The sequence below is a fragment of the Pseudomonas sp. 1176_21 genome (genome assembly GCF_052850635.1).
Genome location: NZ_VXCV01000004.1, coordinates 471713 through 485457, shown reverse-complemented (window position 1 = coordinate 485457; position 13745 = coordinate 471713). Strand labels below are relative to the sequence as shown.

The 13745-nt window shown below is 65.7% G+C and carries 11 protein-coding genes; 8 read left to right on the top strand and 3 right to left on the bottom strand.

All coding sequences use genetic code 11. The features are described from left to right. Both gatA and gatC read right to left on the bottom strand, forming a co-directional pair. Positions 1-1452, bottom strand: a complete 1452-nt coding sequence (gene gatA, locus FW760_RS13085) for an Asp-tRNA(Asn)/Glu-tRNA(Gln) amidotransferase subunit GatA (RefSeq protein WP_043862478.1) — start codon at positions 1450-1452, stop codon at positions 1-3. 16 nt (positions 1453-1468) lie between these two features. Then, the gene (gene gatC / locus FW760_RS13080) at positions 1469-1756 is read right to left on the bottom strand and encodes an Asp-tRNA(Asn)/Glu-tRNA(Gln) amidotransferase subunit GatC (protein ID WP_043862477.1); all 288 of its coding nucleotides are present in this window, start codon (positions 1754-1756) and stop codon (positions 1469-1471) included. Positions 1757-1961: 205 nt separating this feature from the next. On the opposite strand from gatC, the gene mreB reads away from it, so the two are divergent. The 8 genes from mreB to tldD all read left to right on the top strand — a co-directional run bounded on the left by mreB (position 1962) and on the right by tldD (position 13077). Continuing rightward, on the top strand, positions 1962-2999 hold the full coding sequence (gene mreB, locus FW760_RS13075; RefSeq protein WP_008371426.1) for a rod shape-determining protein MreB: 1038 nt from the start codon (positions 1962-1964) through the stop codon (positions 2997-2999). A 186-nt stretch (positions 3000-3185) separates the two neighbouring features. Beyond that, positions 3186-4202 carry a rod shape-determining protein MreC gene (mreC, locus tag FW760_RS13070; RefSeq protein ID WP_446443819.1) on the top strand — a complete coding sequence of 339 codons (1017 nt, stop codon included), beginning with the start codon at positions 3186-3188 and terminating at the stop codon, positions 4200-4202. Next, positions 4202-4690, top strand: coding sequence for a rod shape-determining protein MreD (gene mreD, locus FW760_RS13065; RefSeq protein ID WP_043862475.1), 489 nt, complete (start codon positions 4202-4204; stop codon positions 4688-4690). The genes mreC and mreD overlap by 1 nt, the downstream gene beginning before the upstream one ends. Positions 4691-4727: 37 nt before the next feature. Then, positions 4728-5333, top strand: coding sequence for a Maf family protein (locus FW760_RS13060; RefSeq protein WP_043862474.1), 606 nt, complete (start codon positions 4728-4730; stop codon positions 5331-5333). A gap of 88 nt (positions 5334-5421) precedes the next feature. After that, positions 5422-6879, top strand: coding sequence for a ribonuclease G (gene rng, locus FW760_RS13055; RefSeq protein WP_043862473.1), 1458 nt, complete (start codon positions 5422-5424; stop codon positions 6877-6879). 79 nt (positions 6880-6958) lie between these two features. Next, a complete protein-coding gene (locus FW760_RS13050; RefSeq protein ID WP_043862472.1) occupies positions 6959-10774 on the top strand; it encodes a YhdP family protein in 3816 nt (1271 codons plus the stop codon). A gap of 9 nt (positions 10775-10783) precedes the next feature. Then, positions 10784-11635: a carbon-nitrogen hydrolase family protein gene (locus FW760_RS13045; protein ID WP_054916383.1), complete on the top strand. Its 852-nt coding sequence runs from the start codon at positions 10784-10786 to the stop codon at positions 11633-11635. Between the two features lie 2 nt (positions 11636-11637). After that, positions 11638-13077, top strand: coding sequence for a metalloprotease TldD (gene tldD, locus FW760_RS13040; protein WP_043862470.1), 1440 nt, complete (start codon positions 11638-11640; stop codon positions 13075-13077). 42 nt (positions 13078-13119) lie between these two features. On the opposite strand, the gene yjgA is transcribed toward tldD, so the two are convergent. Beyond that, entirely contained in the window at positions 13120-13641 is a 522-nt protein-coding gene (gene yjgA / locus FW760_RS13035; RefSeq protein ID WP_043862469.1) for a ribosome biogenesis factor YjgA, read from the bottom strand. Positions 13642-13745: the final 104 nt, after the last annotated feature.

Genomic DNA, 13745 nt, shown 5'->3' with positions numbered 1-13745 from the left:
TCAGAAGCCGGTAGGTGCGCGGGTGTGCCAATCAGTCACTTGCTGATAGCGGTGCGCGACGTTGAGCAGGCGGCCTTCCTGGAAATACGGGGCCAGCAGTTGCACGCCGACCGGCAGGCCGTCGACAAAACCGGCCGGCATCGACAGGCCTGGCAGGCCGGCGAGGTTGGCGGTGATGGTGTAGACGTCTTCCAGGTAGGCGGCGACCGGGTCGCTGTTCTTGGCGCCAAGCTTCCAGGCCGGGTTGGGCGTGGTCGGGCCGAGAATCACGTCGACCTCTTCGAAGGCGGCCATGAAGTCGTTCTTGATCAGGCGGCGGATCTTCTGCGCCTGCAGGTAGTAGGCATCGTAGTAGCCGGCCGACAGCGCGTAGGCGCCGACCATGATGCGCCGCTGCACCTCCGGGCCGAAGCCTTCACCGCGCGAACGCTTGTACAGGTCGGTGAGGTCCTTGGGGTCTTCGCAGCGGTAGCCGAAGCGCACGCCGTCGAAACGCGAGAGGTTGGACGAGGCTTCGGCCGGGGCGATGACGTAGTACGCAGGGATCGCGTGCTGCATGTTCGGCAGGCTGATCTGCTTGACCACCGCGCCGAGCTTTTCCAGCTCCTTGACGCTGGCCTGGATCAGGTCGGCGATGCGCGGGTCCAGGCCGGCACCGAAGTACTCCTTCGGCAGGCCGATGCGCAGGCCCTGCAGCGAGGCGTTGAGCGGGGCGCTGTAGTCGGGCACCGGTTCGTCGATGCTGGTGGAGTCCTTGGCGTCGAAACCGGCCATGGCCTGCAGCAGCAGCGCGCAGTCTTCGGCGGTACGCGCCAGCGGGCCACCCTGGTCGAGGCTGGAGGCGTAGGCAATCATGCCCCAGCGCGACACGCGACCGTAGGTCGGCTTGAGGCCGGTGAGGTTGGTCAGCGCCGCCGGCTGGCGGATCGAACCGCCGGTGTCGGTGCCGGTGGTGGCCGGCAGCAGGCGCGCGGCCACGGCGGCGGCCGAACCGCCGGACGAACCGCCCGGCACGTGTTCGAGGTTCCACGGGTTCTTCACCGCGCCGTAGTGGCTGGATTCGTTGGCCGAACCCATGGCGAACTCGTCCATGTTGGTCTTGCCCAGGGTGACCATGCCGGCCTCGGCCAGCTTGCTGACCACGGTGGCGTCATACGGCGAGACGAAGTTGTCGAGCATCTTCGAGCCGCAGCTGGTGCGCACGCCCTGGGTGCAGAACAGGTCCTTGTGGGCGATGGGGGCGCCCAGCAGGGCGCCGGTTTCACCGCCAGCACGGCGGGCGTCGGCGGCACGCGCCTGGTCCAGGGCCAGGTCTTCGGTGACGCTGATGAAACTGTTGATTTGCGGGTCGAGCTGCTGGATGCGCGCCAGCAGCGTGCGGGTCAGCTCTTCGGCAGAAAAGGCTTTGTCGGCGAGTCCGCGGGCGATCTCGGCCAGGGTCAGTTGATGCATGGCAGGCTCTATTCCCTTACTCGATGACTTTAGGAACCAGGTACAGGCCGCTTTCGGTCGCCGGGGCGATGGCCTGGTAGCTGTCTCTCTGGTTACTTTCTGTTACCACGTCGGCACGCAGGCGCTGACGGGCTTCAAGGGGGTGGGCCAGTGGCTCGATGCCAGTGGTGTCGACCGCTTGCATCTGGTCGACCAAACCCAGAATACTGTTCAAGGCATCGGTAGTGCGCGGAAGATCGGCTTCATTGAGGCCCAGGCGGGCCAGGTGAGCGATCTTTTCCACGTCGCAGCGTTCAAGCGCCATGGGGATCTCCAGGGGAAAACAAAAAACGGAATTGGTCCGCGAATGAGGAACATGCTGGCAGATTTACGGTCATAAGGCCGCGATTGTGTGCTGGCTTGCTCGGAAAAACTGCCAATTTAACATATTGGCGCCTTGCCCAAAATCCCCGCCGTTGTTAGAGTTTGCCGCACTTTTTTACCCACGCGTTGCCTAGGGTCACTTTCCCATGTTCAAGAAACTGCGTGGCATGTTTTCCAGCGATCTTTCCATCGACCTGGGCACTGCCAACACCCTTATTTACGTGCGTGAGCGCGGTATCGTCCTGAATGAGCCTTCGGTTGTGGCCATTCGTACTCACGGCAACCAGAAAAGTGTCGTCGCTGTCGGCACCGAGGCCAAGCGCATGCTCGGCCGTACGCCCGGCAACATCGCTGCCATTCGTCCGATGAAGGACGGTGTGATCGCCGATTTCAGCGTCTGCGAAAAGATGCTGCAGTACTTCATCAACAAGGTTCACGAAAACAGTTTTCTGCAGCCCAGCCCTCGCGTGCTGATCTGCGTTCCGTGCAAGTCGACCCAGGTAGAGCGCCGCGCCATTCGCGAGTCGGCCCTCGGTGCCGGTGCCCGTGAAGTGTTCCTGATCGAAGAGCCAATGGCCGCCGCCATCGGTGCCGGCCTGCCGGTCGAGGAAGCCCGTGGTTCGATGGTCGTCGATATTGGTGGTGGTACCACCGAAATCGCACTGATCTCCCTCAATGGTGTGGTATACGCCGAATCCGTGCGTGTGGGTGGCGACCGTTTCGACGAGGCCATCGTCACCTACGTGCGCCGCAACTACGGCAGCCTGATCGGCGAGTCCACCGCCGAGCGTATCAAGCAGGAAATCGGTACTGCCTACCCGGGCGGCGAAGTGCGTGAAGTCGACGTACGCGGCCGCAACCTGGCCGAAGGCGTGCCACGTGCCTTCACCCTGAACTCCAACGAAGTGCTCGAAGCCCTTCAGGAATCGCTGGCGACCATCGTGCAGGCGGTCAAGAGCGCCCTGGAGCAATCGCCACCGGAGCTGGCTTCGGACATCGCCGAGCGCGGCCTGGTGCTGACCGGTGGTGGTGCGCTGCTGCGCGACCTGGACAAGCTGCTGGCCCAGGAAACCGGCCTGCCGGTGATCGTCGCCGAAGACCCGCTGACCTGTGTCGCCCGTGGCGGCGGTCGCGCGCTGGAGATGATGGACAAACACACCATGGACCTGCTCTCCAGCGAGTGATTTGCTGACCGCCACCCCGTCCCCCGGTTTACAGGTAGCGCCCACAGTGCTACCTGTATGTGCTGGTGGCGCGTGTGGGCGTCGTTTCCATCCATCCTGCAAGCAGGCCGGTGCGTTGCCGTATGAATGACCCCCTGAATCTTCGAGGAGCGGCCTATTAAACCGCTTTTCGCCAAAGGCCCTTCGCTGGGCGTGCACCTGCTTGTGCTGGTTGTGCTGTCTATCGCCCTGATGGTGGTGGACGCCCGCTTTACCTTGCTCAAGCCGCTGCGCAGCCAGATGGCGCTGGTGCTGATGCCTTCCTATACCATCAGCGACTTCCCGCAACGCATGTGGCAGGGCGTGGCCAGCCAGTTCGGCAGCCGCACCGAGCTGATCGCCGAGAACGAGAAACTCAAGACCGAAGCCTTGCTGCTGCAAGGTCGCCTGCAGAAGCTGGCGGCCCTGACCGAGCAGAACGTGCGCCTGCGCGAGTTGCTCAACTCCTCGGCACTGGTCAACGAGAAGGTCGAGGTGGCCGAGCTGATCGGCGTCGACCCCAACCCCTTTACCCACCGCATCCTGATCAACAAGGGCGAACGCGACGGCGTGGTGCTGGGCCAGCCGGTGCTCGACGCCCGTGGCCTGATGGGCCAGGTGGTCGAGCTGATGCCGTACACCTCGCGGGTGCTGCTGCTCACCGACACCACTCACAGCATTCCGGTGCAGGTCAACCGCAACGGCCTGCGCGCGATTGCCAGTGGCACCGGCAATCCCGAACGCCTGGAACTGCGCCACGTGGCCGACACCGCCGACATCAAGGAAGGCGACCTGCTGGTCAGTTCCGGCCTGGGCCAGCGCTTCCCGGCCGGCTACCCGGTGGCCACGGTGCGCGAGGTGATCCACGACTCCGGGCAGCCGTTCGCCATCGTGCGGGCGGTGCCTACCGCGGCGCTCAACCGCAGCCGCTACATGCTGCTGGTGTTTTCCGACAGCCGTACCCCCGAACAGCGCGCCGCCGATGCCGCGCAGGCTCAGGAAGCGGCTGATCGCCAGGCGCAGAGCCCGATCGATGGCAGCATGCCGGCTGCCGCGCCGGGCGCACCTGCCGCACCTGCCGCACCCGCTGCGCCGGGCACGCCTGCGCCAACCCCTGCACCTGCTCCTGCCGCCGCGCCCGCTGCCCCTGCAGCCGCACCGGCCACTTCTCGGGAGAGACACTGATGAGCAGTACCCGTAGCCGCAACGGTTGGGTGGTCTGGTTGACCTTCCTGATCGGCCTGCTGCTGAGCGTGTGGCCCACGCTGCCGTTCATGGAGATTTTCCGTCCGCTGTGGCTGGCCCTGCTGCTGGCCTTCTGGACGCTGCACCTGCCGCACAAGGTCGGCATGACCACCGCATTCGTGCTGGGGCTTGCCGAGGACGTGCTGTACGGCACGCTGCTGGGGCAGAACGCCCTGGTGCTGGTGCTTATCACCTTCCTGGTGCTGTCGCTGCAGCAACGCCTGCGCATGTTCCCCATGTGGCAGCAGAGCCTGGTGATTCTGGTGATCTTCGGCCTGGCCCAGCTGGTTCAGCTGTGGCTCAGCGCCCTGACCGGCAACCGCCAGCCGACCCTGGCGCTGGTGTGGCCGGCGGTGATCAGTGCGCTGCTGTGGCCCTGGATCAGCTTCGCCTTGCGCGGCCTGCGCCGACGCCTGAGTATCAACTGATTCGCGTTGCCCACCGACGCTGACACGGAGACGTCACATGACCCCGCTGTACCTGGCCTCTGGTTCGCCACGCCGACGTGAGCTGCTCTCCCAGATCGGCGTGCCGTTCACCCCGGTGGCCGCCAGCATCGATGAAACCCCTCTGGATGCCGAACCGGCTGACGCCTATGTCGAGCGCCTGGCGCGCGAGAAGGCGGCTGCCGGCCTGGCGGTGTTGCGCGCCAGCGGCGTGGAAGGGCACCTGGCGGTACTGGGCGCCGACACTGCGGTGGTGCTCGACGGGCAGATCCTCGGCAAGCCGCAGGGGCAGGCCGACGCCCTGGCCATGCTGGCCGCATTGTCCGGACGCGAGCACGACGTGCTGACGGCAGTGGCGGTGACCGATGGCGAGCGCTGCCTGAGCGTGAACGTTGCCAGCCGCGTCAGCCTGCGCCCCATCAGCCCCGAACAGGCCCTGGCCTACTGGGCCAGCGGCGAGCCGCAGGACAAGGCCGGCAGCTACGCGATCCAGGGCCTGGCGGCAATTTTCGTCAAGGCGCTGCAGGGCAGCTACTCGGCGGTGGTCGGCTTGCCGCTGAGCGAAACCGCCGAGCTGCTGGAGCAATTTGCCATTCCCTGCTGGCAAGGCCTGCCGCCCCGTTGAGCGAGGAACTGCCCGTACCCCTTTAATTGCTCGCCAGCGACCGCCGGGCAATCCATCATTAGCTAAAGACCTTTGACGAGAGCCTGCCATGAGTGAAGAGATTCTGATCAATATCACGCCGATGGAATCACGCGTGGCGGTGGTGGAGAACGGTGTTCTTCAAGAGGTGCACGTCGAGCGCACCCAGCGGCGGGGCATCGTCGGCAACATCTACAAGGGCAAGGTGGTGCGGGTGCTGCCCGGCATGCAGGCAGCGTTCGTCGACATCGGCCTGGAGCGCGCGGCGTTCATCCACGCCTCGGAAATCTCCCAGCGCGAAGGCGCCAGTGTCGAGACCATCAGTGCCCTGGTGCACGAAGGCCAGAGCCTGGTGGTGCAGGTGACCAAGGACCCGATCGGCTCCAAGGGTGCACGCCTGACTACCCAGCTGTCGATCCCGTCGCGCTATCTGGTGTACATGCCGCGTACCAGCCATGTGGGCATCTCGCTGAAGATCGAGGACGAAGGCGAACGCGAGCGGCTCAAGCAGGTGGTCACCGACTGCATCGCCCAGGAAAACATCCAGGACGCCGGCGGGTTCATCCTGCGCACCGCGGCCGAGGGCGCCGGCGCCGACGAGATCGTCATGGACATCCGCTACCTGCGTCGCTTGTGGGACCAGATCGGCGCCCAGATCAAGACCGTTGGCGCACCCACCGAAATCTACGAAGACCTGGGCCTGGCCCTGCGTACCCTGCGCGACCTGGTCAACCCCAAGATCGAGAAGATCCGCATCGATTCGCGGGAAACCTTCCAGAAGACCACGCAGTTCGTCGCCGAGCTGATGCCGGAAATCGCCGACCGTCTGGAGCATTACCCGGGGGAGCGGCCGATCTTCGACCTGTATGGCGTCGAGGACGAGATCCAGCGCGCCCTGGAGCGCAAGGTGCCGCTCAAGTCCGGCGGCTACCTGGTGGTTGACCCGGCCGAGGCGATGACCACCATCGACGTCAACACCGGGGCTTTCGTCGGCCACCGCAACCTCGAAGAGACCATCTTCAAGACCAACCTGGAGGCTGCCACGGCGATTGCCCGCCAGCTGCGCCTGCGCAACATCGGCGGCATCATCATCATCGACTTCATCGATATGGAAGACGAAGAACACCAGCGCCAGGTGCTGCGTACCCTGGAAAAACAGCTGGAACGTGATCACGCCAAGACCAACATCATCGGCATCACCGAGCTGGGGCTGGTGCAGATGACCCGCAAGCGCACCCGCGAAAGCCTCGAACAGGTGCTGTGCGAACCATGCGCCAGTTGCCAGGGCCGCGGCAAGCTGAAGACCCCTGAGACCATCTGTTACGAAATTTTCCGCGAGATCCTGCGCGAGGCCCGCGCCTACCAGGCCGAAGGCTACCGGGTGCTGGCCAACCAGAAGGTGGTGGACCGCCTACTCGACGAGGAATCGGGCAACGTGGCGGAGCTGGAGGCATTCATCGGGCGAACCATCCGCTTCCAGGTGGAGTCCATGTATTCCCAGGAACAATACGATGTGGTGCTGCTCTGACTCGCGTTGAAACCTACCCTGCGCTGGAAAACTGCGCGTACCGGGCCATAGTTAACGGACCACACGGGGAGCCCTTGCCATGGAGCGTCTGATCCGCGTTCTGGGCATCTTGACCCGTTGGGGGCTTGTCCTGTGCGCCTTGCTTGCCGTGCTGGTGGCGTTGTACGTCAGCCTTGGCCGCGAGCTGGTGCCACTGGTTGCCGAGTACCGCGCCGAGGTGGAGCAGAAGGCCGAGGCCGCACTGGGCATGCCGGTGCATATCGGTGCCCTGGAAGGCCGCTGGAGCGGCCTTGCGCCGGTGTTGCGCGTGCGCGACGTGCAGCTGGGCGAAGGCGCCGGCGCCTTGCGCCTGGACGAGGTCAAGGTGGTGCCTGACCTGTGGGCCAGCCTGATGCAGCGTCAGGTCCGCCTGGCCCAGGTCGAACTGGGCGGCCTGCAACTGAACCTGCACGAAGATGAAAACGGTCACTGGAGCCTCAAGGGTCTTCCGGTGCAGGACGATCAGCCACTGGATGTACAGCAGTTGCTCGAACGCAGCCAGGTGGTGGCGAAGGTGTCGGTGCTCGACAGCCAGGTGACCCTGGAGCCGTTCGCGCATGAGCCGATGACCCTGACCTATGTGAGCCTCGGGCTGCAGACCGGCAGCGTGCGCCAGCGCCTGGATGCGCGCCTGACCCTGCCCGACGGCCAGCCGATGAGCCTGAGCCTGCGCAGCCGCGTGCGCGCCGACCAGTGGCGCGACGGTGCGGTGGATGCCTACCTCAGCCTGCCACAGAGCGACTGGGCCAAATGGGTGCCGGCGCGGCTGCTGGGCCCGTACACGGCCAGCGAACTGCGTGCCGGTGGCGAGGCCTGGGTAGGGTGGGGCAAAGGCCAGTTGCAGACCGCGACGCTGCGCCTCAACGCGCCCCAGCTCAAGGGTGCGCATGCCGGTCGCAAGGCGGTAAAGGTCGAGAACCTGGCGCTCAATGCCTGGTTCAGGCGTAGCGACAAGGGCTTTGACGTGGTGCTCGATTCCCTGGCCATGAGCCTGGGCGACACCCGCTGGGAATCCCACGTTCAACTCAGGCAGAGCGCCGCCACCGAGCCGGCCGATGAAGTGTGGGCGATCCAGGCCGACCGCCTCGATTTGACCCCGCTGACCCCGCTGATCCAGGCGCTCGCGCCGCTGCCGGAGGCGGGCATGGCCGTGGTCGAGGGCCTCAAGGTCACCGGCGGCCTGCGCAATGTGCGCCTGGACGTGCGGCCCAGGGCCGAAGGCGATCAGCGCCTGAGCTTTGCAGCCAACCTGGACCGCGTCGGCTTCAATGCCTACCACGGCGCCCCCGCTGCCGGGAATGTCAGCGGCAGCATCAGCGGCGACCTGGGCCAGGGCGAGCTGCGCCTGGACACCGACAAGTTCATGCTGCACCTGACGCCGATCTTCGCCGACCCCTGGCATTACCTGAAGGCCAATGCACGCCTGACCTGGCGACTGGACTCCGAGGGTTTCACCCTGGTTGCGCCGTACCTTAAGGTGCTGGGTGACGAGGGCAGGATTGCCGGCGACTTCCTGATCCGGCTGCTGTTCGACGATGCACGCGAAGACTACATGGACCTGCGTGTGGGCCTGGTCGACGGCGATGGCCGCTACACCGCCAAGTACCTGCCCGAAGTGCTCAGCCCTGCGCTGGACCACTGGTTGCGCACCGCAATCCTCAAGGGCGCGGTGGATGAAGGCTACTTCCAGTACCAGGGCTCGCTGCACCACGGCGCGACCCCCGAGTCGCGCAGCATCAGCCTGTTCTTCAAGGTGCATGACGCCGAGCTGGACTTCCAGCCCGGCTGGCCCCACGTGAGCAAGGTCGATGGCGACGTGTTCATCGAGGACACCGGTGTGCGGGTCAAGGCGCGCAGCGGCCAGTTGCTCGGCACCCGGGTGCGCAATGTGGACGTGAACATTCCCCATGTGAACGAAGGCGAGCATACCCACCTGTACCTGGACGGAGAGTTCGACGGGCGCCTGGCCGACGGGGTGAAGATCCTGCAGGACGCGCCGATCGGTACCGGCCCGACCTTCGCCGGCTGGGAAGGCGAGGGCCCGCTGCAGGGCAAGCTCAAGCTCGATATCCCCCTGGAGCACGGCCAGCAGCCCAAGGTGCTGGTGGACTTCAGCACCGAACAGGCGCGCCTGAAGCTGAGTGAACCGCCGCTGGAGCTGAGCCAGTTGAACGGCACTTTCCGCTTCGACTTCGACAAGGGGCTCAGCGGCCAGAACATCACCGCGCGCGCCTTCGACAAGCCCATCAGCGCACAGATCTTTGCCGAGGGGCAGCCTGGGCAACTGCAGACCCGTATCGCCGCCAAGGGCCAGATCGCCTTGAAGGCGCTGACCGACTGGCTGAAATTCACCCAGCCCTTGCCAGCCTCCGGAGAAATCCCCTACCAGTTGCAGGTCAGTGTCGGCAGCCGCGAAAACCAGCTGAGCATCGACTCTACCCTCAAGGGCCTGAAAGTGGACCTGCCGGCGCCGTTCGGCAAGGCGGTCAGCGAAACCCGGGCCACGCAGTTCAAGATGAACCTGCAAGGGCCGCAACAGCGCTTCGATGTGGCCTACGCCGACGTCGCCAGGCTGGCCTATGCCGCGCCTGCCGGCAAGCTCGGCCAGGGACGCGGTGAGCTGCTGCTGGGCAACGGCACGGCGCAACTGCCGGCCGGTCAGGGCCTGCGGGTGCGTGGCCGACTCGCCCAGCTGGACATTGAGCCCTGGCAGAAGCAGTTCGAGCAGATGGCCGGTGACGATCCGGGCGGCAATGCCCGGCAGGTGCTCAACAGCGTGGACGTGAGCATCGGCCAGCTCAAGGGCTTTGGCCAGACCCTCAACCAGGCAGTGGTACGCCTGGACCGCGGGAGCAACTTCTGGAACCTGCGCCTGGACAGCAAGGAGGTCATCGGCACGGCCCGCCTGCCCGATGCCAAGGGCGCCCCGATCGTGATCAACCTGCCGACCCTCCACCTGCCGCCGTCCGACCCGGCCGACGCCAGCGCAGTGGACGGACCGGACCCGCTGGCCGATGTCGACCCGCGCAAGATCCCGGCGATCGACCTGAGCATCGGCAGGCTGTTCCTTGGCGATGATCTGCTCGGCAGCGTCGCGCTGAAAACCCGTCCCACCTCCAAGGGCGTGGCCCTGAACGACCTGGACCTGAACCTCAAGGGCCTGGCGATCGATGGCACCGCCACCTGGGAAGGCACGCCGGGGCGCAGCGACAGCTGGTACAAGGGGCGCCTGGAAGGCAAGAACCTGGCCGATGTGCTGACCGCCTGGGGCTTCGCGCCGACGGTGACCAGCCGCGACTTCCGCCTGGACGTGGACGGACGCTGGCAGGGGTCGCCGGCCTGGGTCAGCCTCAAGCACTTCTCCGGCAACCTCGATGCCTTGCTGCGCAAGGGGCAGTTCGTCGAAGTGGAAGGCGGGGCGCAGGCCTTGCGCGTGTTCGGCCTGCTCAATTTCAACTCGATCGGCCGGCGCCTGCGCCTGGACTTCTCCGACCTGCTCGACAAGGGCCTGAGCTACGACCGGGTCAAGGGCCTGCTGGTGGCAAGCGAGGGGGTGTATGTGACGCGCGAGCCGATCACCCTGACCGGCCCGTCCAGCAACCTCGAGCTCGATGGCACTTTGGACATGGTTCGGGACCGGGTCGATGCGACCTTGCAGGTGACCTTGCCGGTGACCAACAACCTGCCCCTGGCGGCGCTGATCGTGGGCGCGCCAGCGGTGGGCGGGGCGCTGTTCCTGGTGGACCGGCTGCTGGGGGATCGGGTGGCGCGCTATGCCAGTGTGCATTACCGCGTCGAGGGCCCGTGGAAAGAGCCTAAGATTAGCTTTATCAAACCTTTCGAGAAGTCGCGCTAGAACATGGACATGACGTCAGCGGTTATTCAGATGGTCAGCCAGGACGATGTGCCGGGCAACCTGGCGCGGGCCCGTGCCCTGCTGGAGCGGGCTGCCGAAGGGGGCGCGCGGCTGGCGGTGCTGCCGGAAAACTTCGCTGCCATGGGCCGGCGCGACAGCGCCGCCATCGGCCGGGCCGAGGCGCTGGGGGAGGGGCCGATCCTGCCATGGTTGAAACAGGCGGCCCGCGACCTCAGGTTATGGATTGTAGCGGGCACCTTGCCGCTGCCGCCGCTCGACCGGCCCGAGGCCAAAGCCCATGCCTGCTCCCTGCTGGTCGACGAGCACGGCGAGCAGGTGGCCCGCTACGACAAATTGCATCTGTTCGATGTGGATGTGGCCGACAACCGTGGCCGCTACCGCGAGTCGGACGATTATGCCCACGGCGCGCGGGTGGTGGTGGCCGATACCCCGGTGGGGCGCCTTGGCCTGAGCGTGTGCTATGACCTGCGCTTTCCCGAGCTGTACAGCGCGCTGCGTGCGGCCGGAGCCGAACTGATCAGTGCACCGGCAGCCTTTACTGCAGTAACCGGTGCGGCCCATTGGGACGTGCTGATTCGCGCCAGGGCCATAGAGACACAGTGTTACGTATTGGCGGCCGCCCAGGGCGGCACGCACCCGGGGCCACGGGAAACCCATGGCCATGCCGCCATCGTCGACCCCTGGGGGCGTATCGTTGCCCAGCAGGCCAGCGGTGAAGCGGTTCTGCTGGCGCCCCGCGACAGCAGCGAACAGGCGTCCATTCGGGCGCGGATGCCGGTGGCCTCGCACCGGCGCTTTTTTTCGCAGGACGCATTGCGGCCTGCGCACACCTCGGAGTGACTATGAGCGAGTTGTTATCCACTGTCAGCGATCACCTGCTGGCGCCGGGCGGCCTGACCCTCGACAGCCTGCAATCGGTGCTGGGCGAGTTGGCCGGGCCGGGAATCGACGCAGCCGACCTGTACTTCCAGGGCCAGATTTCAGAGTCCTGGGCGCTTGAAGACGGCATCGTCAAGGAAGGCAGCTTCAACCTCGACCAGGGGGTCGGGGTACGCGCCCAGTCTGGTGAAAAGACCGGCTTTGCCTACAGCAACGCGATCAACCTCGAAGCCCTGACTTCCGCTGCACGCGCCGCGCGCTCCATTTCCCGCGCCGGCCAGAATGGCAGCGTGCAGGCCTTCAAGAGCCAGGACGTGACCGCGCTGTATGCGCCGGGCAACCCGCTGGATGTGCTCAGCCGCGCCGAGAAGGTCGAGCTGCTCAAGCGTGTCGACGTGGCCACGCGTGCCCTGGACCCGCGTATCCAGCAGGTCAGCGTTAGCATGGCCGGGGTGTGGGAGCGCATTCTGGTGGCCGCTGCCGATGGCAGCCTGGCGGCCGACGTGCGGCCGCTGGTGCGCTTCAACGTCAGTGTGATCGTCGAGCAGAATGGCCGTCGCGAACGTGGCGGGCATGGCGGCGGCGGGCGCACCGACTACCGCTACTTCACCGACGAGCGGGTGATGGGTTTTGCCCGCGAGGCGCTGCGCCAGGCACTGGTCAATCTCGAGGCCATTCCGGCACCGGCCGGCACCTTGCCGGTGGTGATGGGCGCCGGGTGGTCCGGTGTGCTGCTGCACGAGGCGGTCGGGCATGGCCTGGAGGGCGATTTCAACCGCAAGGGCAGCTCGGCCTACAGTGGCCACCTGGGCGAGAAGGTCGCGTCCAGCCTGTGCACCATCGTCGACGACGGCACCCTCGAAGGGCGCCGCGGTTCGTTGAGCGTGGATGACGAAGGCACCCCGACCGAATGCACCACACTGATCGAGAACGGCATTCTCAAGGGCTACATGCAGGACAAGCTCAATGCCCGCCTGATGGGCATGGCAGTCACCGGCAACGGGCGGCGCGAGTCGTATGCGCACCTGCCGATGCCACGCATGACCAACACCTACATGCGCGCCGGCGAAAGCGACCCGGCGGAGATCATCGCCTCGGTCAAGCGTGGCATCTACTGCGCCAACCTCGGCGGTGGCCAGGTGGACATCACCAGCGGCAAGTTCGTGTTCTCCACCAGCGAGGCTTACCTGATCGAAGACGGCAAGATCACCGCGCCGGTCAAGGGTGCGACGCTGATCGGCAACGGCCCCGAGGCCATGAGCCGGGTGTCGATGGTCGGCAACGACCTGTCGCTGGACAGTGGTGTGGGTACCTGTGGCAAGGATGGGCAGTCGGTGCCGGTGGGCGTTGGCCAGCCGACCCTGAAGATCGATGCGATCACCGTGGGTGGCACGGGCGCATGAGCATGAAACCGGGCGGGCAGGGTGCCTGCCCGGTGGCGAGAATCAGCGCAGGCCGCGCTGGATTTCGTCGAGGTCGCGGATGTACTTGAAGATCTTGCGGCTGGCGGTGGGCGCCTTGTTGCGCGCCAGCTCGTGCTGGGCCTGGCGGATCAGCGAGCGCAGCTGCTGGCGATCGGCGTCCGGGTATTCCTGGACGAACTTCTCCAGTACGTCGTCGGTGCCGCCGATCAGCCGGTCGCGCCAGCGTTCGAGGTTGTGGAAGCGTTCGTTGTACTGGCGCGAAGAGGCGTCGAGCTGGTCGAGCAGCGCGAGGATCGCGTCGATGTCCTGGTCGCGCATCAGCTTGCCGATGAACGACTTGTGACGGCGCTTGGCTTCGTTCGCGGTGTGCCGCTTGTGCTCTTCCAGGGCCGCGCGCAGTTCGTCGGTCAAGGGCAGTTTGGCCAGGATATCGGGCTTGAGCGTGGTAAGGCGCTCGCCCATATCAACCAGCGCCTGCATCTCGCGCTTGATTTGGGTTTTGCTTTTTTCGCCGTCGAAGGCGGTGTCGTAAGAATCAACCATGGGGGCAGTCCGCTGAGAATCGCCGCCATGATAACCAGTCGGGGGCCGCTTGTCCGGTCCGGTCGTAGATTGACCCGAGCCGAACGCAGAATTTGAGTGGAGAA

Bases quoted from the DNA above. Each gene is read 5' to 3' on its own strand.
- gatA (WP_043862478.1), bottom strand. From the start codon at position 1,452: ATGCATCAACTGACCCTGGCCGAGATCGCCCGCGGACTCGCCGACAAA.
- gatC (WP_043862477.1), bottom strand. From the start codon at position 1,756: ATGGCGCTTGAACGCTGCGACGTGGAAAAGATCGCTCACCTGGCCCGC.
- mreB (WP_008371426.1), top strand. From the start codon at position 1,962: ATGTTCAAGAAACTGCGTGGCATGTTTTCCAGCGATCTTTCCATCGAC.
- mreD (WP_043862475.1), top strand. From the start codon at position 4,202: ATGAGCAGTACCCGTAGCCGCAACGGTTGGGTGGTCTGGTTGACCTTC.
- FW760_RS13060 (WP_043862474.1), top strand. From the start codon at position 4,728: ATGACCCCGCTGTACCTGGCCTCTGGTTCGCCACGCCGACGTGAGCTG.
- rng (WP_043862473.1), top strand. From the start codon at position 5,422: ATGAGTGAAGAGATTCTGATCAATATCACGCCGATGGAATCACGCGTG.
- FW760_RS13050 (WP_043862472.1), top strand. From the start codon at position 6,959: ATGGAGCGTCTGATCCGCGTTCTGGGCATCTTGACCCGTTGGGGGCTT.
- FW760_RS13045 (WP_054916383.1), top strand. From the start codon at position 10,784: ATGACGTCAGCGGTTATTCAGATGGTCAGCCAGGACGATGTGCCGGGC.
- tldD (WP_043862470.1), top strand. From the start codon at position 11,638: ATGAGCGAGTTGTTATCCACTGTCAGCGATCACCTGCTGGCGCCGGGC.
- yjgA (WP_043862469.1), bottom strand. From the start codon at position 13,641: ATGGTTGATTCTTACGACACCGCCTTCGACGGCGAAAAAAGCAAAACC.